At 61.4% G+C, this 21,525-nt stretch carries 17 protein-coding genes and 1 riboswitch; of the genes, 1 reads left to right on the forward strand and 16 read right to left on the reverse strand.

The features are described 5' to 3' along the window. From QZ638_RS10055 to QZ638_RS10075, 5 genes are all read right to left on the reverse strand, one after another. Nucleotides 1-608, reverse strand: a 608-nt coding sequence (locus QZ638_RS10055) for a 1-acyl-sn-glycerol-3-phosphate acyltransferase (protein ID WP_295809585.1), incomplete at its 3' end; no start/stop codon positions are given. Between the two features lie 75 nt (nucleotides 609-683). Continuing rightward, a complete protein-coding gene (gene rimI / locus QZ638_RS10060; RefSeq protein ID WP_295809588.1) occupies nucleotides 684-1,169 on the reverse strand; it encodes a ribosomal protein S18-alanine N-acetyltransferase in 486 nt (161 codons plus the stop codon). Further along, a complete protein-coding gene (tsaB, locus tag QZ638_RS10065; RefSeq protein ID WP_295809593.1) occupies nucleotides 1,169-1,849 on the reverse strand; it encodes a tRNA (adenosine(37)-N6)-threonylcarbamoyltransferase complex dimerization subunit type 1 TsaB in 681 nt (226 codons plus the stop codon). Before tsaB ends, rimI begins: the two co-directional genes overlap by 1 nt. A gap of 62 nt (nucleotides 1,850-1,911) precedes the next feature. Beyond that, nucleotides 1,912-4,095 carry a malate synthase G gene (locus QZ638_RS10070; protein ID WP_295809594.1) on the reverse strand — a complete coding sequence of 728 codons (2,184 nt, stop codon included), beginning with the start codon at nucleotides 4,093-4,095 and terminating at the stop codon, nucleotides 1,912-1,914. Between the two features lie 93 nt (nucleotides 4,096-4,188). Then, entirely contained in the window at nucleotides 4,189-6,222 is a 2,034-nt protein-coding gene (locus tag QZ638_RS10075) for a hydantoinase/oxoprolinase family protein (protein WP_295809596.1), read from the reverse strand. Between the two features lie 118 nt (nucleotides 6,223-6,340). Between QZ638_RS10075 and QZ638_RS10080 the strand changes: the two genes are divergently transcribed. After that, on the forward strand, nucleotides 6,341-7,639 hold the full coding sequence (locus QZ638_RS10080) for a mechanosensitive ion channel domain-containing protein (protein ID WP_295809599.1): 1,299 nt from the start codon (nucleotides 6,341-6,343) through the stop codon (nucleotides 7,637-7,639). 57 nt (nucleotides 7,640-7,696) lie between these two features. Here the strand turns inward: QZ638_RS10080 and cydX are convergent, their stop codons facing one another. The 11 genes from cydX to QZ638_RS10135 form a co-directional block, all read right to left on the reverse strand. Further along, nucleotides 7,697-7,813, reverse strand: coding sequence for a cytochrome bd-I oxidase subunit CydX (gene cydX, locus QZ638_RS10085; RefSeq protein WP_295809600.1), 117 nt, complete (start codon nucleotides 7,811-7,813; stop codon nucleotides 7,697-7,699). 33 nt (nucleotides 7,814-7,846) lie between these two features. After that, complete coding sequence (gene cydB, locus QZ638_RS10090) at nucleotides 7,847-9,004, reverse strand: cytochrome d ubiquinol oxidase subunit II (RefSeq protein WP_295809603.1); 1,158 nt, start codon at nucleotides 9,002-9,004, stop codon at nucleotides 7,847-7,849. Between the two features lie 5 nt (nucleotides 9,005-9,009). Beyond that, entirely contained in the window at nucleotides 9,010-10,587 is a 1,578-nt protein-coding gene (locus QZ638_RS10095; RefSeq protein WP_295809606.1) for a cytochrome ubiquinol oxidase subunit I, read from the reverse strand. Between the two features lie 45 nt (nucleotides 10,588-10,632). Continuing rightward, complete coding sequence (locus QZ638_RS10100; RefSeq protein WP_295809607.1) at nucleotides 10,633-12,324, reverse strand: amino acid ABC transporter ATP-binding/permease protein; 1,692 nt, start codon at nucleotides 12,322-12,324, stop codon at nucleotides 10,633-10,635. Continuing rightward, nucleotides 12,321-14,033, reverse strand: coding sequence for a thiol reductant ABC exporter subunit CydD (cydD, locus tag QZ638_RS10105; RefSeq protein WP_295809614.1), 1,713 nt, complete (start codon nucleotides 14,031-14,033; stop codon nucleotides 12,321-12,323). The genes QZ638_RS10100 and cydD overlap by 4 nt, the downstream gene beginning before the upstream one ends. Nucleotides 14,034-14,071: 38 nt before the next feature. Further along, on the reverse strand, nucleotides 14,072-14,644 hold the full coding sequence (locus QZ638_RS10110) for a GbsR/MarR family transcriptional regulator (protein ID WP_295809617.1): 573 nt from the start codon (nucleotides 14,642-14,644) through the stop codon (nucleotides 14,072-14,074). Between the two features lie 188 nt (nucleotides 14,645-14,832). Further along, complete coding sequence (locus QZ638_RS10115) at nucleotides 14,833-16,164, reverse strand: O-antigen ligase (protein ID WP_295809620.1); 1,332 nt, start codon at nucleotides 16,162-16,164, stop codon at nucleotides 14,833-14,835. 181 nt (nucleotides 16,165-16,345) lie between these two features. After that, entirely contained in the window at nucleotides 16,346-17,404 is a 1,059-nt protein-coding gene (locus tag QZ638_RS10120; protein WP_295809621.1) for an LLM class flavin-dependent oxidoreductase, read from the reverse strand. Nucleotides 17,405-17,576: 172 nt separating this feature from the next. Beyond that, a riboswitch (cobalamin riboswitch) is annotated at nucleotides 17,577-17,774 on the reverse strand. A gap of 36 nt (nucleotides 17,775-17,810) precedes the next feature. After that, nucleotides 17,811-19,607 carry an ABC transporter ATP-binding protein gene (locus QZ638_RS10125; protein ID WP_295809622.1) on the reverse strand — a complete coding sequence of 599 codons (1,797 nt, stop codon included), beginning with the start codon at nucleotides 19,605-19,607 and terminating at the stop codon, nucleotides 17,811-17,813. Then, a complete protein-coding gene (locus tag QZ638_RS10130) occupies nucleotides 19,604-20,506 on the reverse strand; it encodes an ABC transporter permease (protein ID WP_295809626.1) in 903 nt (300 codons plus the stop codon). Before QZ638_RS10130 ends, QZ638_RS10125 begins: the two co-directional genes overlap by 4 nt. Beyond that, complete coding sequence (locus QZ638_RS10135) at nucleotides 20,503-21,444, reverse strand: ABC transporter permease (RefSeq protein ID WP_295809627.1); 942 nt, start codon at nucleotides 21,442-21,444, stop codon at nucleotides 20,503-20,505. Before QZ638_RS10135 ends, QZ638_RS10130 begins: the two co-directional genes overlap by 4 nt. Nucleotides 21,445-21,525: the final 81 nt, after the last annotated feature.

A 21,525-nucleotide genomic window follows, 5' to 3' on the forward strand; every position in this document is an offset into this window, starting at 1 on the left:
CACGACAGCGCGGCGCGCTCGCGCCGGTCGAGCCGGAGGCCGCCCTTTCTGAGATAGGTGATCGCCACGGGCTGCACGGTGACGCTTTCGGCCCGCTCGCTGGCAAGCGCGAGCTGCGCGGCGCTGAACAAGGTGCTTTTGAAGGGCAGAAGCCGATTCCCGTCACCAGTTGTGCCTTCCGCGAAAAGTACCATCGGATCGCCATCGGCCAGCCGCTCGGCGATCTGGCGCGCCTGCTCGGGCGAAGTGCGGCGGCGTTCGCGTTCGACGAAGACGGACCGCTGCTGCCGGGCGAATGTGCCGAGGATCGGCCAGCGCCGCATTTCAGACTTGGCGATGAAATGAACGCCGTCGAGCGAACCGAGAACCAGAATGTCGAGCCAAGAAACGTGATTGGCGACGATCATCTGCGGGCGCTGCGTCGAGGGCCGTCCTTCCATGCGCACCTGCACGCCGAGCACCCCAAGGGTGAGCCGGTGCCACAGGCGCGGCACGATGCGGTCGCTCAAAAGCCTCGTGCGCAGCGCCACCTCCTGCACCAGCATGAGCGGCAGTGTGTAAAGCGCGACAATCAGGATTGCGATGACGAAACGAAACGTGCTGAACATCAGCCCTGGATCAGCCTTGAGGCCCGTTGCGAGGAATGGACGCTTACAGCATTTTTCCCCCGTGGGAAACAGCGCTCAGCGCAGGTCGCGGCGCATGACAATGGCGCTGGTGCGCCTGCCGTTTGCATCGCGGTAGTAATCCGGCCGCCCCCCGACCTGCCGGAATCCGAGCCTTCGGTAGAGCGCAATGGCAGCGGCGTTGGTCTCGTCCACCTCCAGGAACAGCGCGGCGGCACGGTCCCCGTGCATCCTGAAGAGCACCGCATCCATCAACTGACGGCCAAGGCCGTGGCGGCGCTGGTTGCGCGTCACGAGAATGGTGAGGATCTCGCCCTCATCCGCGGCCTGTCGCGCAAGCACGAACCCGGCAAGCTGCGGCGGTTTTCTGCCGATTTCGGAAACGGCGAAACCGAACACGCCCTCCTGTGTGAGCAGCGATTCAAACTCCGCATCGCTCCACGGGCGAGCAAAATCTTCGGCGTGCATGTCGGCCAGAACGAGGCTGTCCGCGACCTCCAGCGGTCGTACGACAAACTCGCGTTTTCTCGGAAAGAGCGCCATCAGCCTTCCTTTCGCGGGAGCGCGAAATTCTGCTGCGGGGCAGCGTCCGGTGCGCGCAGATAGAGCGGCTTTGGTGGCTCGCTGCCCGCCCCCTTTGCAGCGGCAAGCCGGGCGAAGGTCAAAATGTCCGCTGTTGCGCCGGCTGGCTGGATGTCGAGCGCGCCGGAGCCCGCTGAGGCAACAAGCTCGGCGGCAACGCCGTAGACGACTGCATTCTCGGCAAAGGCCCATTCCGCCAGCCTCTCCGCTGACTGACTCTGAGGTTCGAGGAGAACGCGCCCTTCACTGTCGAAGCCTGCGGCGAAGAGATTTGGCGCGCGCTGCCCGAGCGCAACGAGGAGGGCACGCTCGGGAAACGTCTCACGCGCCTCCGCGCCAAGTGCTTCAAGCGTGGAAACACTGATGGCCGGCACATTGAGCGCAAGCGCCAGACCGCGTGCGGCGGATACGCCGACCCGCACACCGGTAAACGATCCGGGGCCCACGGAAACGGCCACGGCGCTAAGCGCGTCATAGCCGAGACCGGCAGTCTTCAGCGCGCCTTCGATGACGGACATGACGTGTTCGGCATGCCCCTTGCCCAGGTCCAGCACGTGCCGACTGAGCTCTTCATCCGTATCGGTTTCAAGAACGCAGGCGGCGCAGAGCGCCGCCGCGGTATCGATTGCAAGAGTCTTCATTCAGGCACAGTCCGGCGACCTGTTGTTGTTACCGCCGGCGAATCCGATGCGCCATCAGCGGGTCATGATGCTCTACTTGCACTGTCTTGCGCCTTCAGTTCAAGGCGGCGCGCATGCAGAACCGGTTCGGTATAACCACTGGGCTGCTCCCGCCCCTCGAACACAAGGTCGCAGGCCGCCTGAAAGGCAATGGATTTGTCGAAATCCGGCGCCATCGGGCGATAGAGCGGATCGCGGGCATTCTGCCGGTCGACCACCGCCGCCATGCGCTTCATCGTTTCCATCACCTGCTCTTTGCTTGCGACGCCATGATGCAGCCAGTTTGCCATGTGCTGGGCGGAAATGCGCAGCGTCGCACGGTCTTCCATCAGGCCAACATCGTTGATGTCCGGCACTTTGGAGCAGCCAACGCCCTGATCGATCCAGCGCACCACATAGCCAAGAATGCCCTGCGCGTTGTTGTCGAGCTCCTTCTGGATTTCTTCCGGTGTCCAGTTGGGCCGCGTTGCCACTGGCACGGAGAGAATGTCGGAAAGTGCTGCGCGTTTGCGGTTTTTCAGCTCGGCCTGCACGGCGTGGACATCAACCGTGTGGTAATGCGTGGCGTGGAGCGTGGCCGCCGTTGGCGACGGAACCCAGGCGGTGTTCGCACCGGCCTTCGGATGGCCGATCTTCTGCTCCAGCATCGCCGCCATCAGGTCGGGCATGGCCCACATGCCCTTGCCGATTTGTGCGTGGCCGGAAAGACCACACTCAAGGCCGATATCGACATTCCAGTTCTCATAGGCCGAGATCCAGGCGGCCTGCTTCATATCGCCCTTGCGGATCATAGGACCTGCTTCCATGGAGGTGTGGATCTCGTCGCCCGTGCGGTCGAGGAAGCCGGTGTTGATGAAGACAACCCGCTCGCGCGCGGCGCGGATGCATTCCTTCAGATTGATCGTGGTGCGGCGCTCCTCATCCATGATGCCCATTTTCATGGTGTTGGGCGCCATGCCGAGGGCTCTCTCGACGCGGCCGAACAGTTCTACCGCGAAGGCCACCTCTTCGGGGCCGTGCATTTTAGGCTTCACCACATACATGGAGCCTTCGCGGCTGTTCATGCGGCGGCCATTCGGCCCGACATCGTGCAGCGCAATGGTTGCGGTGAAGAGTGCGTCCATGATGCCTTCCGGCACCTCATTGCCATCGGTGTCGAGAATGGCCGGATTGGTCATCAGATGGCCGACGTTGCGCACCAGCATCAGCGAACGACCGGGCAGCGAGAGCGTGCCGCCATCGGGCGCGGTGTATTCGCGGTCCGGGTTCAAGCGGCGGGTGAAGGTCTTGTCGCCCTTCGTTACCTGCTCTTCGAGATCACCCTTCATCAGGCCAAGCCAGTTGCGATAGACGATGACCTTGTCTCCCGCGTCCACGGCGGCGACGGAATCCTCGCAATCCTGGATCGTGGTCAGCGCCGATTCCAGCACCACATCGGCAATGCCCGCCTTGTCGGTCTTGCCGATTGGGTGCGTGCGGTCGATCACGACTTCCGCATGCATGCCATTGGTGGCGAGCAGAACGGCGGTCGGCTGATCCGCCGCACCGCGATAACCGACGAATTTCGAAGCATCCTTCAGGCGCGCTTCACCGCCATCGGCCTTCGCCACGAGCTGACCGTCGACAACCGAAAGCCCGGCAACTTCGGTCCAGGAAACACCATCGAACCGTGCGCTCTCATCAAGGAAGGCGCGCGCCCAGGCAATGACCTTTTCACCGCGCTTGGGATTGTAGCCCTTGCCCTTTTCCGCGCCGTCCTCCTCGGCAATGGCGTCGGTGCCGTATAGCGCATCGTAGAGCGAACCCCAGCGCGCATTGGCCGCGTTGAGCGCGTAGCGCGCATTCATCACGGGCACGACAAGCTGGGGACCGGCGACACTGGCGATCTCCGGGTCGACATTCTGCGTGGAGACGGAGAAGGCCTCGCCTTCCGGCAGCAGATAACCGATTTCGCGCAGGAAAGCCTGATAAGCTTCCTGGTCGGCAGCTGCGCCGTTTTCCTTGTACCAGGCGTCGAGCTTTTCTTGCATTGCGTCGCGCTTGGCGAGCAGGGCGCGGTTTTTCGGAGCCAGATCGTGAACGATCTCCGCTAGTGCCTTCCAGAATTTGTCGGGCTCGATGCCCGTGCCGGGAAGCGCCTCGTTTACGGCGAAATCGCGCAGCTCTTCCGCAACCTTCAACCCGTGAAGCTCAACGCGATTTTCCATTTGGCAGACACTCCTCTTCCCAATGTCAGACATGATGCACTGCTTTCACCACGCCAGCGGCACGGGGTCAATTCGCCGGATGGCGAAGAAGTTTCAACCTTTATCGCGGTTGAGTGCCATACGCGGCCGCCCCGAGGCGTGGGCGACAACCCTGGCTTCGAGGAAACGACGGCTGCCGTCGACATCGACAGCGCGGATGTCGCGTGTCACGTGGAGCTCTGCCTGATCGGCGCCGGCCTGGCGCGCCCTGTCGTGCAGGTCGCGCATCAACACGCTTTCGGCAAAGGCCAATGCCTCTTCTTCATCCGCAAAATCACGCAGTTCTTCTGCGACCTGCACCCGATAGACGCCCTCTCGCGGCTGGCCGATATGGGCTTCGGTGCGCACACCCACCCGGCCGACAACGGCACCAATGGCGTTGGCGACATCCGCATCCTTTGGCAACACACAGTCTCCTCGAAGCAGTGCGCCGAGCCCGGCATAGTGCAGGGGCGCGGATGCGCCCAGGCCAATGAGCGGGCGGTCGAGCGAAACCCGGAACCGCGTGACGCTTTGCTCCCCATCGAGTGCCCGGCGCATAAGTTCGTGCCCGGCGAGCGCCGCCCCGTCGAACCCGTCCTCACACAATGCCGTTTCGAGAACGGCTTCGGCAGAGCGTCGGGCAAGACGCGCCATAACACGTTCGCAGAACGCTTCCGCATCCGGCGCGAGCTGTTGGCCGGCGCCGTCGCGGCGTCTGGCGAAAAGCGCGGCGCCAAGATGCGCCGCCTCCGCGTCCCATCCGGTCTGCCGACCGAGCACATGTGCAGCATCGGAAGGTGTGAAGCCAATCAGCGAAACGAGCCCCCGCGCGACGAGACGATCGAGCGGCGCAAGCTGCGCACTGGACAGGATGAGCGCGTCAAGCGCCACCGGCTCCGGCCCCAGCCGCGCATAGAGCGCGGCCTCGCTCTGCGAGAGGCCCGTTGCGTGGCGCGCCGGCATACCGCTCAGACACGCAAAACGCCCGTTGAGCCGGGAAGGCACCGGCCTCGTCTCCTGCTTTTGCAGCGCCTCGACGATCTGGCCGCCATGAAGATGTGCGGCAAGGGACAGGGGCACGAGCCGGCGTGGCCCGAGCACAATGCGACCGCTCAGCCCGCCTTCCTCTATCGTGACTTCGGAATCTCCGCCGAGCCCGAACGTGCGCATTGCCACCGCCTCGACCATCGTGCGATGACCGCCCACAGTCGCCCCCTGCGGATCGATGCGTGGCTGACCGTTTTCCAGAACGGCGATGTCTGTGGTCGTGCCGCCGATATCGGAAACGATTGCGCGGTCGAGCCCTGTCAGGTACCGCGCGCCGACCAGGCTCGCTGCGGGGCCCGAGAGAATGGTCTCGATGGGGCGGCCGCGGGCGAACCCTGCAGAGACAAGCGCACCATCGCCACGCACCATCATGAGAGGTGCGCGAATACTTCGCTTTTCAAGAAAACTCTCAGTGGCCAGTACCAGCCGGTCGATCAGTGCGATAAGCCGCGCATTGAGCAGAGTTGTCAGTGCCCGGCGTGGCCCGCCGAGCTGGGCGGACAGCTCATGGCTCATGGTGACCGGTAGGTCTGTTCGGGCGCGGATGAAATCCCTGACCGCGATCTCATGGGCGGGGTTGCGCACCGCGAAATAGGCGCAGACGGCGAAAGCCGTCACGCTTTGCGCCAGCGCCGCGATCTGCGCTTCAAGTCGCTCCATCTCCAGCGGCGTTTCATTGCCATGCACATCATGCCCGCCGGGGAGAAACAGGACCGGATCGGACCGCAATGCGTTGCGCAGTCCTGCCCGCGTGAGATCGGCTTCCGAGAAGCCGATCATGACCAGCGCCACACGACCGCCCTGACCTTCCACCAGCGCATTGGTGGCGAGTGTCGTCGACATGGAGACGAGGCCAATGCGGCCCGCAGGTGCGGACGCCCTCGCCAGCACGGCATCGACGGCACCGGCAATGCCTTCTGCCAGATCATGCCGCGTCGTCAGCGCTTTTGCCTTGGCAACAACGCCCGAACGCTCGCAGAACAGGACAGCATCCGTATAGGTGCCGCCCGTGTCGATGCCCAGAAGAAGCGGATGATCCTCGATGCTCGTTTTGTCCATGCCAAGTTCCGGCCGCGCGACAATGCATTCAGCACCATATCCCCATCTGCTTGTTTTAGCCGCATTTTTGCGTCGCGAACTGTTTCCACACCGACAGAAATTGCTCTAAACTGCAACCATGGCGTTCGTGGACCCTCTGATCGAGATTGCCGCTTGGGTACAGGCCGAACTCGTTAATCTCGCCAATCCCTGGACCTTCTACCAGCTCGCAATCATTGCGATTCTGTTTGTGGTAGCGAAGCTGGCTTCGCGGGAATTGGAGAATCGGCTCGAGTCCCGCGCGCGGCGCATCAAGGGACACCAGGGACTTCTGCGCGTTATCATTGCGCTGATGCGGCGGACGGACTGGATCCTGTTCGTACTGCTGCTCTTCGCGGCCCTGACCGCAATGCGCGCCGTCACCTGGCCGAGCCGTACGCTCCTGCTTTCGCTGGTTATGTCTCTGTCCCTTGCCTGGCTGTTTACTTCGGTGATCTCGCGCATTATTCGCAATCGCCTGCTCGCGCGAACGATAGGCTGGATCGCCTGGACCTATGCAGCCATCGTCATCCTCGGCATCAACGACGAGGCCGCTGCCTTTCTCGACACGCTGGCGCTCCCGCTCGGCCAGACGCGGTTAAGCGCACTGGTGTTGTTGAAAGCTGCGGTGCTTTTGACAGGCACGGTATGGCTCGCCATTGTGATCGGCAATTATTTCGATGAGCGGGTCCAACGATCCGACGAGTTGACCCCGTCGATCCGCGTGCTGCTCGGCAAAGTGGTCAAGATCGGGCTTGTCATAGCTGCCGGCGGCATTGCGTTATCATCCGTCGGCGTCGACCTGACGGCACTTACCGTATTCTCCGGCGCCATTGGCGTCGGCCTCGGCTTCGGCCTGCAAAAAGTCGTTTCCAATTTCATTTCGGGCATCATCATCCTGCTCGACAAGTCCATCAAGCCAGGCGACACGATCACGCTTGGAGACACGTTCGGCTGGATCCGGGAATTGCGGGCGCGCTTCGTGTCAGTAATCACCCGGGACGGGCGCGAATATCTGATCCCCAACGAGGATTTCATCACCCAGCAGGTGATCAACTGGTCGTTCAGCGACGAGATGGTGCGCCTCGATGTGCCATTCGGCGTTTCATACGAATCCGATCCACACGAGGTCTCCGCGCTCGCCATTGAAGCGGCGATCAGCGTTGGCCGGGTAGATGCGGAACGTCGGCCCGTTTGCTGGCTCACGGGTTTCGGCGATTCTTCGCTGGATTTCGTGCTGCGCTTTTGGATCCGCGACCCGCAGCAAGGGCTTACCAATGTGCGCGGCAAGGTGTTGCTTGCGTTATGGGACACGCTGAAGGAAAACGATATCGAGATTCCCTATCCTCACCGCGAGGTGATCATGAAACGCCCCGCGGATGCGCCTCCGAGCGATTGACCTGAAAAGCAAAACGCCGGCTCATGGCCGGCGTCTTCTCATATACGAAATGCCGGTTTAACCGCCAGCTTCCTTCTTCTTCTGCGCGTCGTCCATCAACTCGTACCACATCGCGTTCAGAACGGCGAACGCTGCGGCGAGGGGAAGTCCGAGCAACCATGCGAAATACCACATGCCTTGATCTCCTTGTCTGAAACGTTGGTGGGCTCAGTAAGCGTGACCTTTGCCCTCACGGATGTCCTTTTCGTCGACCTTGCCCCACAGCACCTTGTAGACCCAACTCGTGTAAGCGACGATCAGCGGCACGAAGAATGCGGTCACCACCAGCATGATGAAAAGGGTGAGATGGCTCGAGGAAGCATCCCACACCGTCAGGCTCGCGTCGGGTGCGATCGAGGACGGCAGGATGAATGGAAACATTGACAGGCCGACCGTGGAAATAATGCCGACGATCGACACCGCGCTGACGAGCAGTGTCGGCACCTCACGCCGCGCCCGAAAGAGGAGTAACGCGAGTGCTGCGCCGGCAAAACCGAGCACGGGTGCAGCCATCGTCCAAGGATAAGCCGCATAATTGTCGAACCAGGCTCCGGCTGCCTGTTCCACGGACTTGGCGAGCGGATTGGAAGGACCGTCCGTGACGATGGCGCTGGTGATGCGATAACCCTCTATAGCCGCCCACAACCAGAGCCCGCCGAGCGCAAAAAGCACGACGGTCGTCATCGCGGCGACGCTGCCGAAAGTACGGCTGCGCTCCGCAATCGGGCCCGCGGTTTTAATCATCAGCCAGGACGCGCCATGCATGATCAACATCGCCACCGAAAGCAAACCGCACAGAAGAGCAAACGGATTGAGCAGTTCGAACAGCGTCGTCCCCTCGTAGAAGATGCGCAGATCGTCTCCCAGCCGGAACGGCACACCCTGCAGGACGTTGCCCACCGCAACGCCGAAGATCAGTGCCGGTACGAAACCGCCGACAAACAACGCCCAGTCCCAAATCGCCCGCCAGGTCGTGTTTTCGCGTTTCGACCGATATTTGAACGCGACCGGGCGCAGGATGAGTGCGAAGACCACGGCGAACATGGCGAGATAGAATCCCGAGAACGATACCGCGTAAAGCGGTGGCCAAGCGGCGAAGATCGCGCCGCCGCCGAGGATGAGCCAGACCTGGTTGCCTTCCCAGATCGGGCCGACCGCATTGATGACAACACGCCGCTCCGTATCGGTCTTGGCGACGAAAGGCAGAAGCGTACCCGTTCCAAGGTCGAAGCCGTCCGTGACGGCGAAACCGATCAGCAAGACGCCGAGCAGAAGCCACCAGATCACGCGCAGCGTTTCATAATCGATGAGAGTGTGCAGGATCATTGTTCTTACTCCGCCGGAACGAAGGCACGGGGACCGAAATCGGCCTCAGGCTCTTCGTCTGGTTCAGGTCCCTTGCGAATGGCGCGCAACATCAGCGTCATCTCGACGATGAAAAGCACGGTGTAGATCAACGAGAAGCCGACGATTGTCATCAGCACTGTGGAAGCGCCGAGATTGGACACCGCCACAGCCGTAGGCAGAACGCCCTCGATAATCCATGGCTGGCGACCGAATTCCGCGACGATCCAGCCACATTCTGCAGCGATCCATGGAAGCGGGATCGCGAAGACAGCGACGCGCAACAGCAAGGGATAGCGATCCAGTCTGTGCCGCGCAGACAGATAGAAGAACACTGTCATAAGCAGGATAAAGAAGAAGCCCAGCCCGACCATAATGCGGAAGGTCCAGAACAGCGTTGGCACATTCGGAACCGTGTCGTTCGCAGCCTGCTCAATCTGCGCGTCCGTAGCCTCGCGCGGATCGTCCAGATAAGGCTTCAGGAGAAGCGCATAGCCGAGATCGGAGCCGCTATCTTCGAATGCCGTCCTGACATCTTCGGGAATGGCGTCAGTACTGCCGGCAGCACGGATCTTTTGCAGTGCATCGTAAGCGACAATGCCGTTTCTGATGCGCTCTTCCGCATGCTCGACCAATTCCTCGATGCCGGGAATCTGTGTATCCAGCGAGCGTGTTGCAATGACACCCATCGCCCAGGGTATATGGACGGCATAATGGGTCTTGCGCGCTTCCTGATCGGGAAAACCGAACGCAGTGAAGGAGGCTGGCGCGGGCTCCGTTTCCCACATGGCCTCGATAGCGGCGAGCTTCATCTTTTGATGTTCTGTGGCGAGATAGCCGCTCTCATCCCCCAACACCACGACCGAGAGCGCCGAGGCAAGACCGAAGGAAGCGGCGACCGTCATCGAACGCTTGGCGAGTTCGAGGTGCCGGCCCTTGAGGAGGTACCACGCAGAGACGCCGAGCACGAAGACGGATGCGGTGACATAGCCGGCCGACACGGTGTGAACGAACTTCGCCTGCGCCACCGAATTCATGAGCACCGCATAGAAATCCGTTACTTCCATGCGCATGGTTTGCGGATTGAAGGCAGAACCCACCGGATTCTGCATCCAGCCATTGGCGATGAGAATCCATAGCGCCGAGAAGTTCGAACCGATGGCGACCGCCCAGGCCGAAGCCAGATGACCGAGCTTGGAAAGCTTGTCCCAACCGAAAAAAAACAACCCTACGAAAGTGGCTTCCAGGAAGAAGGCCATCAGTCCCTCGATGGCCAGGGGTGCGCCGAAGATGTCGCCGACATAGTGACTGTAGTAACTCCAGTTCATCCCGAACTGGAATTCCATGACAATGCCTGTGGCGACCCCGAGCACGAAGTTGATGCCGAAAAGCGTGCCCCAGAACTTCGTCATCTGTCGCCAGATGGTGCGGCCTGTCATCACATAGACGGTCTCCATTATGGCGACCAACACCGACAGTCCGAGCGTCAGCGGGACGAACAGAAAGTGGTAGAGCGCGGTTATCGCGAATTGCAACCGCGAGAGATCGACGATGTTCAGTTCCATTGTACCATCCGGTTGTCCGGCTCCTTTGGTCGTCGGGGTAAGCGCTCAGTCCGGTCTCAAACCATCGAGCAAGAGCTTGTATTCGGCTGTGCCGCGGCGCGCCTCGTCGACGATGCAGCCTCCATCCATGCGAAGGATGCGATCCGCACCTTCAGCCTCGCGGCGTATATGTGTCGACACGACCAGCGTCTTGTTGGCCGCAAACTGGGCTACCCGCGCGATCACGTCATTCGCGGTTTCGCGATCGAGCCCTTCAGTCGGCTCGTCGAGCAACCAGAGTGGTGCATCGCACAGCACCAGCCGCGCGAGTGCAAGCCGCCGCGCCTGCCCGGCCGAAAGTCCGGCGCCGCCCTCTCCCAGAACGGTGTCGAGGCCGTAAGGCAATCCTTCAAGCAGTCGCGATAATCCCGCCGCTTCCAGCGCATCACGCATTGCGCCGTCATCTGCCAGGGGATTGGCCAGCGCGAGATTGCCGCGCAACGTGTCGTTGAACAGTTCCGTGCGTTGGGTAAACAGGGTCGCGGGAAGGCTGGCTACAGTGCCCCCATGGAGCGGCATTTCGCCCGCGATGGCGGCCAGAAGCGAGGATTTTCCTGCACCGCTCGCGCCGATTACCGCAACACACTCACCCACTTTGATCCCAAGTGAAACGTCATCAAGGGCCGCTTGCAGAATGCCCTGGTGAGCCGCCGTCACGCCCTCCAGCCTTATCGCCGATTGCGGCTCGCACGAGAGGTTCTTTGCCGACATACTATCTTCCGCACCAAGTCTTGGACCAATGCGTCGAACGGCCGTGAGTGTACGTCCAAGTTCGACTGCGCCACGCCTCAATGCGGTAAATGGTTCGGTGGCCGTAAGGCCGATTAGAAGTGCCAGCGCGGCGACGGGCGCGCCGGTTCGACCTGCTTCGACAAGCTCTGCGCTAACCATAAGTATCGCAGCAAGCAGCGCTGTACCGGCAATACCGAGCGCCACGCTGACGCAGATTTCCGTCCTGTTCATGGCATCGTCCGCGAGGGCGAGACGCAAATCAGCCTCGGCGATCGCCTCGCGTTGGGCATCGATGCGTCCGGTCATGACCAGTTCACCCTGGCCGCGGACGAGGTCGACGCTGCGGGCGCGCAAAACCTCAAGGGCATGAACCCGTCGCCGCGCCGGCTTTTGCGCGTGGTGCGCAGCCAAAGCCGGCACACCAAGCCCCATGGCTAGCAAGAACGACGCGGAAGCGGCACCAAGTCGGATATCGATAAATCCAAGCGCAAAGCCAGCGAAAATTGCCGCACCGGCGGCGGAACACAGCGGCACGAGAACGCGCAGATAGAGTGAGTCCAGCGCGTCAATATCATTAGTTAGCCGGAAAAGAAGACGCGCGGGCCGCGCAGCCATTGCCCGGGCAGCACCTGCAACCGCCCAGCCGCGAAACAACCTTTCACGCAGCTCGGCAAGCACTTCCAGGGTTGCATCATGGGTGGCGATGCGTTCGCCATAGCGCGATGCGGTGCGCGCAAGCGCCAGGAAACGAATGCCCGCGGACGGAGCGAAAACATCGAAGGCAAGTGCTGTCGCCACCGAGAGGCCGGCGATGGCCGTGGCGGCTATAAACCAGCCGGACAGTCCCAACAGCGCAATACCGAAAAGCACAGTGACGAATGAAAGCAACGCGCCGGCAAGAAGCTTGTTGCGGTTGCCGAACCAGAAAAGGGAAGCGACAGCCCGAAGATTGCGATTGGCGATCATGAGCTCCTCCCGGACTCGTCGGGCGCTTTTAGCGTGATCACGCGCTCCAAACGAGCGGCCAGCACGGGATCGTGCGTGGCGACGACAAGTGTCTTGCCCCGGCTGATGCGCAGAAGGCTTTCAGTGATTTCTTGCGCCGTTTCCCTGTCCAAATGGGCAGTCGGCTCATCCACCAGCACGAGACCGGCGCGTGGCGTCGCTGCCGCACGTGCCAATGCCAACCGCAATGCTTCGCCGCCGGAAAGGCCGAAACCGCCTTCACCGATCATCGCGGGTCCCCGCGCGGCAAGCAACCGCGAGAGCCCGACTGTCTTCAGCGCGCTCGAAATGCGTTCGGCATCCACATTGCGGCGCCCCATCGAGACATTTCTCGATATGGTGCCGGGGAAAATATGTGGATCTTGACCGATCCAGGCGATGGAGGCGCGCAAATCCGCAGCGCTCACTTCATCCATGATCCTTCCGCCAATCCTGATCACTCCCTTCTCCGGCGCGATCAGCCCCGCAATCAAGGCAAGGAGCGTGGACTTTCCCTCACCGCTCGGCGCCATGAGCGCCACCCGCTCACCAGGCCGAACATGCAAATCGAAATCCGAGAAAACCGGCCTAACACCTTCCATATGACGAAAGGTGAGCCCTTCCACTGAAAGCGAAAGCCCGCCCTTGGTCATATCCCGCTCGCCCTGTCTGCCCAGAACGCCGACAGCGTTGCGCCCGGTCTCGGACAGTTTTTCAAGTGCCTCGAAAGCGGCCTTGCCAGCCGCGCGGTCATGCCAGACAGCGGAGAGATCGCGCAGCGGTTCGAAGAAGGACGGTGCCAGAAGCAGAATGAACAGTCCTTCGGTCAATGTCAGCTTGCCACCCCACGCTCCGAAATTCAGTTCGCCGAGCAGATGGAAACCCACATAGACGGCGACCATTGCGACGCCGAGCGCGGCGAACAGTTCCAGCACCGCCGAGGAGAGAAATGCGATGCGCAGCACCGCCATTGTGCGACGACGCAGCGTATCGGCATTGGCACGCAATCTCTTAGCGGTGCGATCCACGGCATCGAAGCTGCGGATGGTCGTCAGGCCGCGCAGGCGATCAATCAAAAAGGCATTCATGCTTCCCATTTCAGCAAGCTGTTCTTCGCTCGCTTCCTTGGCACGCCAACCGACCAGCGCCATGAAAAGTGGAATGAGCGGTGCCGCGACGAGCAACACCAGAGCCGCCACCCAGGAAAAGGCCAGTACGCAAACAATGATTGCAAGCGGCACGAGCGCGGCCTTGAACCGCGCTGGTCGAAGCCGGGCGATATAGGGAACGACGGCTTCCGCCTGTTCGGCTAGCGTGCTGGCCGCCAGACCGGAGGAAGGCCGCGTGGCATCGAGCGGCGACGTCTTGGCCAGCCCCGCCACAGCCGCATTGCGCAAGGTGCTTAATTGACTCCGCGCCTGCCGGAACGCAATACGGCCGCCAGCGCCGTCGATCACCGCCCGCGCGACACCGAGAATCAGAATACCCAACGCCGGCTGCCCGGCCGCCGCAGCTTCCTCGCCGGCGGCAAACCCGCCGACCGCCACGGCCAGAAGTGCAGCCTGGGGAATCCATAGAAGGGCCGCGATGGTCTGATAAACAACCGCCGACTTGCTCAAGCGGCTCACGGAGAACGCGACGTCCCCCTCTCGACGCACCACCGACGCGCCGGAGCGAGCAGCCCTGGCCATATGTGGACGTCGTCTTTTTATGGCGGCGTCAACCGTTGTCATGACGTCTTCGGCTCCGTGCGCTTGCGGCCGAGCGAAACGATGCGGTCCTTTGCGTCGAGCAATTTGGTCACCTTCGCGCCGAGGGTGAGCAATGTTGCGAGCTGCTCCGTTTCCAGATGCTTCACATCGTCATACCACTTCGTCAACTGCTCGATAAGCGACTGCATCTCCGCCAGTCGAGCCTGCGCATGCCGTTCTTCTTCACTGCCCGGTCTCTGCATGAGCAGTTCGCGCAACACCGAAAGCGTGGGATCGACCTCCCTCTTCTTGCGCTCTTCAGCCAACGTTCTCAGGATCTGCCAAACATCGTCGGGTGTCGTGAAGTAATCCCGCCTGTCATCGGGAATATGCTTCATCACCACGAGGTTCCACGCCTGAAGCTCGCGCAGGCTCATAGAAACATTGGACCGTGAGATCGATAGGGCTTCGACAATGTCGTCGGCGCAAAGCGGTTGCGAAGACGCGTAGAGTAAAGCGTAAATCTGCCCCACTGTGCGGTTGATGCCCCAACGACTGCCCATCTCTCCGAAATGCAGAACGAAGGACTGCAAGAGTGGCGGAAGGTTCATGGCAAGCGATCCTGACATAAATTTCAGAAATTACTGAAACTTGTGTATGCACGTCCCTCGAAAAACGCAAGCGGACAGGGAACAGGTGCGCCACTATGCAGCAGGCACCGCGCTTAGGCATGGGAGCACGGCCTGATTGTGCGGCGATGCCGGCGTATCGTTTAACTTGGATGTAGAAGGAAGAAAGCTCAGCGGATCGCCTGAGCCGGCACCTTGAAGCGCGCCACCAGGCGCAGACCGAAAACCGCCATCACAAAGAGCATCCAGACCGGATCCGCCCGGCGGAAGAAAAAGCTTTCCAAGAAGGCGTTGAACAGGCTGAAGGTCACCACCATCATGAAGAAATCGGCCAGAAAGACGTTCTCCCGGGATAGCGGCGTGCGTATGTAATCACGCAGCGGCACGAGAAGGAAGGTGATGATGGCGACACCAAGCGCAGGGAGCCCCATGCCGAGCGCGAGGTCGATATAACCGTTGTGTCCGTGAACAGTTCCGCGAATATCCCATGCCCGGTCGAACGGATGGTCGGAGGTGAAGACGATTTCCGTCAGCCAGAAATTTTCGAAACCGTATCCGAAGAACGGCTTTTGCACGATCATACCGCCAGCAAAATCCCATATCGGTGTGCGTCCCGTATAGGTGAAGTCCGGCGCCAGCGTCGCGGCCATGTCCTTCAACGGGCCGATGAAGACGATGCCGAGAGTGGCGACCGCCAGCGCGCCGACCGCGGAAATCACCAACACCGGCACCAGGGAGCGCAAACCGAAAATGCCGGGGAGTACGATCAACATACCGGCCAGCGGCACTGTAGCCGTTGTCGTTTTGGAGCCTGTATGGAATACAAAAATCATGGCCAGAAGCGCCATAATAGCCCCCGACCAGCGCCAGCCTCGCCGCCACAGATAAAACCCCGCGAAAGACAAACCGGCCATCATGGGACCTGCGATATTCTTGTGCGTAAACACACCGCGCCAAAGGCCGGCGTGCTGCGATTCCAGGTCATAGGCTTGGTGGACGGCCACGTCGCGCATGGCAATGACGCCGAAATACGACAGCCCGAGAATCACAAAGCCGGCAAATACAATCACCCGCGAAAATGCGTCGGCATCGCGCGGCAAGGTCAAGACTGCAGCCACCGTGAGAATGCCGATGATCGAGAATGCCACCGTACGCATCGTGTCCGTCGGCACCGGTGTGTTAAGTGTAGCAATCGCAAGAAATCCGAAGAGAAGCAGCCACCATGGACTGAGCAGAGCGACAAGTACCCGTCGATCAACCAGCGTCAGAAGCGAGGTCACGGCGATCGCACCCAGAACGCCAAATCCGAGCTGATTGACGATATCGCCGCCACTGCCCGTCAATTCCGGCCCCGAAGGCTGAAACGGACGGAAGGAAATCATCAAAACCGTTAACAATGCCGCCGCAATTACGGTGGATGGTTGCCCCGTGGCGGTCATCCGCTTGACGAATGACGATCCACTCCAGCGCTCCTCGGCGACACCGTTCATCGGCTCACCCATTCCCGGTGGCACCCGGCGGTTGGCAAGCCGCATCCGTAATATTTGAAGAACTCCGCTTTTCTCGCCATTCGGGATCAAGACCTGTTGCTCGCAGCCCATAAAGCGCCGTGCCGATTAAGACCGCGTTAAATATAATCACGGATGGCCGTAACGCTCCCACGAAGACCGAGAAAGCACATGATTAACGCACTTCTTGTGTAGCCGGCTCACTGTTGTGATCGTCATTTGTCAATCCGTGGTAAATCTTCTGCGGTTTAAGCGTGGGCAGCACTTCCTTGGCGAAGAGCTCCATGCCTTCCAACGCGACATCGTTGGACATCAGACCGTTGGCACTGAACAGGCAGCGAATGCTGCTCGAACCCGTGCGCTCAGAGAGCGCGCGCAATTGCGCGTGGCAATCTTCCGGAGTTCCCGCGATGGTGAAATCGGCCAGCATAGTGGCGCGGTCGCGCGGCACAGGCGGCGTTGTACCGCGCTCCAGCGCACGCGCGGTGCGCCGCGCATTGAGTTTGCCAAGAAGCGTGTCGACCCGTCTTTCTGCCTGCGCCCTGGTCGCCGCGATCACCACGTAGCGCGACAGCGATGATCCGGCGAGCGGTGCCCTTGAAGCGCCTTGTCGTTCTAGTGCCGCATTGAAGACGGGAAGTTGCCGCGCCTCGTTTGGCTCCAGGCTCAAAAGCAGCGGGAAACCGTACTGCGCGGCAACATCCACTGTCTCCTCCGAAACGCCGGCAATGTAGACCGGCGGGTGAGGCTTCTGAACGGGCGGCGGCCCAACGGCAACATCCGAGAATGTCCAGGGCCCAGCCTCGGCAGAACATCTCGGGTTCGTCCAGGCGTCAATCATGATCCTAAGCGCCTCGTTGAAACGCCTAGGCGCATCGTTGCGCGAAATTTGGAGCGCGGTGAACGTACTCGGTTCCGTGCCGCGTCCGATGCCGACATCCACGCGCCCGCCGCTTTGGAAATCGAGCTGCGCGATCTGCTCGGCGAGCAGGAGGGGGTGATAGAGTGGTAGAACGAGGATCGATGTGCCGAAGCGCAGACGCTCCGTTCGTGCCAGGATGTCCGCTCCGAGCAACAGTGTGGAGGGATAGGGCAGCGTCTCGCGGCCGAAATGGAATTCGTTGAACCAGATACCGCCAAAACCGAGGACATCGGCTCGTTCGACAAGGCGCATCAGCGCCTTGTGGTCGCCCAATGCCCCTTCGCGGGCAAAACCAGCAAGATCAACACGCATGACGCGGCCCGCATGGGAACCGGATACCGCACAATTCTAACCAGCCGATGTCGGCCTCTGCCGAGTGGAAGTTCGGCATATGCCGAAGGTTTGGTAACCCGCTGGACGGGTACACCACCGGCAAAGCGCCTATGTGCATTTCAAACCTCCTGCCGGCGCACCTCGTCCAGCGTTCATGGTCGATGCATGTGGCAGGTCTCCTGGCTAACGGCTCAAACGATCGCTCCACCTTCCCGGCTTGCGCCAGTGGCATTGGAAAGACCTTGCCGCTTACAGTTGCGAGGGCAGCCCCGGAATTGGCCTGCCAAGCAGACCGCGCCGGGTTCCCTTTTCATCCGCGAGGCGCGGAACCGCATGCGAACGACACCCTAGCGGCGAAGCCGCCGGGGCGCAACTGATCAACACGCTAGTGCTCAATGACGAAATGATCGGGCGCGACCTCGATCATCCGTCGTTCGGGTCGCTCCCAGCCGAGCGGGCGCACCGGACTTTTCAGTTCGTCAGCGATGAGACCACGCCGGCGGCCACGTGTGGCCGGATCGGGCACGGGAACCGCATCGATGAGCTTTCGCGTGTAGGGGTGGCGCGGGTTCGACAGAACCGCATCGCGCGGGCCGATTTCGACGATCTCGCCGAGAAGCATCACGGCGATTCGATGGCTGACCCGCTCCACGACGGCAATATCGTGACTGATGAACAGATAGGCAAGACCGAGTTCACGCTGCAGATCGAGCATCAGGTTCACCACCTGCGCCTTGATGGACGCATCGAGTGCTGACACCGATTCATCGGCCACGATTAGGCTGGGTTCGAGCGCCAGGCCACGGGCGATGCAGACGCGTTGCCGCTGGCCTCCTGAGAATTCGTGCGGAAATCGCAGCGCGTGCTCGCGGGTGAGCCCAACAAGCTCCAGGAGATGCGCCACCTTGTCCTGCGCTTCCATGGGATTGCCGAGGCCATGGACACGAATAGGCTCGCCGATGGCGGACCCCACCGTCTGGCGTGGATTGAGCGAGCCGTAGGGGTCCTGAAAAATCATCTGCATACGCCGGCGCGCGGCGCGCAGGCTGGCCGCATCGGCATCCATCAGATTTTCACCCTCGAAAGAAACGCGGCCGGCAACCGGCTCCACAAGCCGTAGGATGGAGCGGCCGGTGGTGGACTTTCCGCAGCCGGATTCGCCAACGAGCGCCAACGTTTCGCCGGCACGCACCGAAAACGAAACGTCCTCCACGGCGTGAACCTGCCCCCTGATGCCGCCAAGCAGGCCACCTCGCACGGCAAACCGCGTCGTCAGACCTTCAACGTCGAGAATGGGGTTTCCGCGTCTGTCCGGTTCGTCGTCGGGCTCGGGGCCCAGACCGGACACGTCCATTGCCGGGAAGCGGCGCGGTGTCTGCGTGCTGGAGAGCGTTCCCAGTTTGGGCACCGCGCCCAGCAACATCTTCGTATAGCCCTCCTTCGGCGCGGTGAAGAGCTTCGCGGCCGGCGCTTCCTCGACCTTGTCGCCTTTGAGCATCACCACCACGCGGTCGGCGATCTCGGCTACCACACCCATATCGTGCGTGATGAACATGACCGACATGCCGATCTCGTTCTGAAGCTCCCGGATGAGTTCCAGTATCTGGGCCTGAATGGTCACGTCGAGCGCCGTTGTCGGTTCGTCGGCGATCAGCAGCTTGGGCTGACAAGCGAGCGCCATGGCAATCATCACGCGCTGGCGCATGCCGCCGGAGAAGCTGTGTGGATGCTCCCCCGCTCGGCGCCTGCCATCGGGAATGCGCACGAGTTCGAAGAGCCGTTGCACTTCCGCTTCGGCCTGGGCGGCATCCATGCCACGATGGCGGCGCAGCGCCTCCGCGACCTGAAAGCCGACGGTCAGAACCGGGTTCAGACTCGTCATGGGCTCCTGAAAGATCATCCCGATCTCGCCGCCGCGCACGTCACGCATCGCTTCTTCATTGAGCGTGAGAAGCTCCCGGCCGTCCAGCTCGATCGAGCCCTCGATGCGCCCCATGCCCTGCTGGATGAGCCGCATGATCGACAAAGCCGTGACCGACTTTCCGGAACCGGATTCGCCGACAACGGCAACGGTCTCGCCCCGGCTGATGCCGAAGCTCACGTCGCGCACCACGGGCAGCCATTTGCCGTCGACGCGAAAGGAGGTGGTGAGCCCCTTAATGGAAAGGATGGGCGTGCTCATTCTTCACCCCGCAATCTTGGGTCGATTGCGTCGCGCAACCCGTCACCGAGCAGGTTCAGGGCGAAGACGACGATGAGGATGGCGATGGAGGGGAAGAGAGCCAGCCAGAAACTGTCCAGAATGTTCTCGAACCCCTCACGGATCATGCCGCCCCAGGTGGCGGTCGGCGGTGCAACCCCCAGTCCGATGAACGCCAGGGATGCTTCCACACGAATAGCCGTGGCGAGCCAAAGCGACCCCATGACGAGGATTTCCGGTGCGATGTTGGGCAGGATATGGCCGAACATCAGCCGTGTGTCGGAATAGCCCAGCGCCCGCCCCGCCTCGATGAATTCGCGGTTCTTGACCGCGATCGTGGGGGCGCGCGCGATGCGCGCAAAGGGCGGAATGGCCGTCAGCGCGATGGCGATGACCAGATTGGCGATGGACGGCCCGAGCATTGCAACGACAATGAGACCCAGGATCAGCGATGGGAAGGCCAGAAGCACATCCATGATCTGCATGATGATGATGTCGGTCCGCCCGCCATAATAGCCGGCGATCATTCCGATCAGCGTGCCCAGCACCATCGCCGAGCCGATGGCGAGCAGGCCGATGGCGAGCGAGATGCGCGCGCCCCACAGAATGCGCGACAGCGTGTCCCGCCCATAATAGTCGGTACCGAACCAGTGTTCGGCGGAGGGCGGTTTGAGGCGGAAGAGTATATTCTGGTCGAGGGGATCGTACGGCGCGATCCACGGCGCCAGAATGGCCAGCGCGGCGACAATGAGGAAAACGCCGAGCCCGACCCATGAGGTCTTGTTGGCGTTGAACGCCCTTAAGAGGCCGCTGCCGGTGGCGGCGAGCGCGCTGCGCAGATAGGCGGCGCGTGAGAGGGAAGCCGTTGTCGCCTGGGTCATGAGTATTTGATCCTCGGATCGATCAGACCGTAGGTCAGGTCGGTCAAGAGATTCACGAGAACGACGATCAGCGTGTAGATCACCATCATGCCCTGCAGCATGGTGTAGTCGCGCTGGTTGAGCGCACCGATGATAAGCTTGCCGAGGCCGGGACGATTGAAGACGATTTCGGTGAGAACCGAGTTGCCGATCAGGATGCCGAGATAGAGACCGACGACGGTGACGACCGGGATCATGGCGTTGCGCAGGCAATGCCGCCAGATGATGGTGGCGAAGGCCAGCCCCTTGGCGTAGGCCGTGCGCACATAGTCCTGATTGAGCACTTCAAGCATGGCCGAACGCGCGACACGGGTTATGTAAGCCGCCATGATGAGGCCGAGATTGATTGCCGGCAGCGCAAGGTCGCGCAGTCGCTCTCCCAGTGTCGTGCCCTGCCCGGAGCTGATCACCGGGAACCAACGGAGCTGAATGGCAAAGACCAGAAGCAGGAGAACCGCGGAGACGAAAGCCGGGAAGGAAAGCCCGAGAAGCGATGCCATGCGTGTGATGTAATCGGGCAGTTTGTTGCGCCTGACCGCAGACCAGACACCGAGCGGAATCCCCACCGCTGCGCCCAGGATGAGCGAAACGATTGTCAGTTCGAGCGTTGCGGGAAGGACCTTCAGGATCTCCTGAATCACCGGACGCCCAGAGACCATGGAGACCCCCCAGTCTCCGACGATTACCCCGCCCAGAAACTGTACATATTGAACGTAGAGAGGCTGATCGAGGCCCAGTCGGGCGCGCAGCGCAACCAGCGCTTCCTGGCTTGCTTGGTCGCCGAGGATCGCCATCGCCGGATCGCCCGGCAGAATGCGAACGATAAAGAAAACGATGGTCAACACCGCGAAAAGCGTGATGACCGCGAAGCCAAGCCGTTTAAGGACGAATGCTGTCATGGCACGTATCGGTGCACCGGTCCTGAACCGGCGACGCTCTGTCCCTCACCGTGCGAACGCAGTTGAAGGACGGGGCCGCTG

The organism is uncultured Nitratireductor sp., assembly GCF_913053745.1.
GTDB lineage: Bacteria > Pseudomonadota > Alphaproteobacteria > Rhizobiales > Rhizobiaceae > Nitratireductor.

Bases quoted from the DNA above. Each gene is read 5' to 3' on its own strand.
- rimI (WP_295809588.1), bottom strand. From the start codon at position 1,169: ATGGCGCTCTTTCCGAGAAAACGCGAGTTTGTCGTACGACCGCTGGAG.
- tsaB (WP_295809593.1), bottom strand. From the start codon at position 1,849: ATGAAGACTCTTGCAATCGATACCGCGGCGGCGCTCTGCGCCGCCTGC.
- QZ638_RS10070 (WP_295809594.1), bottom strand. From the start codon at position 4,095: ATGGAAAATCGCGTTGAGCTTCACGGGTTGAAGGTTGCGGAAGAGCTG.
- QZ638_RS10075 (WP_295809596.1), bottom strand. From the start codon at position 6,222: ATGGACAAAACGAGCATCGAGGATCATCCGCTTCTTCTGGGCATCGAC.
- QZ638_RS10080 (WP_295809599.1), top strand. From the start codon at position 6,341: ATGGCGTTCGTGGACCCTCTGATCGAGATTGCCGCTTGGGTACAGGCC.
- cydX (WP_295809600.1), bottom strand. From the start codon at position 7,813: ATGTGGTATTTCGCATGGTTGCTCGGACTTCCCCTCGCCGCAGCGTTC.
- cydB (WP_295809603.1), bottom strand. From the start codon at position 9,004: ATGATCCTGCACACTCTCATCGATTATGAAACGCTGCGCGTGATCTGG.
- QZ638_RS10095 (WP_295809606.1), bottom strand. From the start codon at position 10,587: ATGGAACTGAACATCGTCGATCTCTCGCGGTTGCAATTCGCGATAACC.
- QZ638_RS10100 (WP_295809607.1), bottom strand. From the start codon at position 12,324: ATGATCGCCAATCGCAATCTTCGGGCTGTCGCTTCCCTTTTCTGGTTC.
- cydD (WP_295809614.1), bottom strand. From the start codon at position 14,033: ATGGCCAGGGCTGCTCGCTCCGGCGCGTCGGTGGTGCGTCGAGAGGGG.
- QZ638_RS10110 (WP_295809617.1), bottom strand. From the start codon at position 14,644: ATGAACCTTCCGCCACTCTTGCAGTCCTTCGTTCTGCATTTCGGAGAG.
- QZ638_RS10115 (WP_295809620.1), bottom strand. From the start codon at position 16,164: ATGGGTGAGCCGATGAACGGTGTCGCCGAGGAGCGCTGGAGTGGATCG.
- QZ638_RS10120 (WP_295809621.1), bottom strand. From the start codon at position 17,404: ATGCGTGTTGATCTTGCTGGTTTTGCCCGCGAAGGGGCATTGGGCGAC.
- QZ638_RS10125 (WP_295809622.1), bottom strand. From the start codon at position 19,607: ATGAGCACGCCCATCCTTTCCATTAAGGGGCTCACCACCTCCTTTCGC.
- QZ638_RS10130 (WP_295809626.1), bottom strand. From the start codon at position 20,506: ATGACCCAGGCGACAACGGCTTCCCTCTCACGCGCCGCCTATCTGCGC.
- QZ638_RS10135 (WP_295809627.1), bottom strand. From the start codon at position 21,444: ATGACAGCATTCGTCCTTAAACGGCTTGGCTTCGCGGTCATCACGCTT.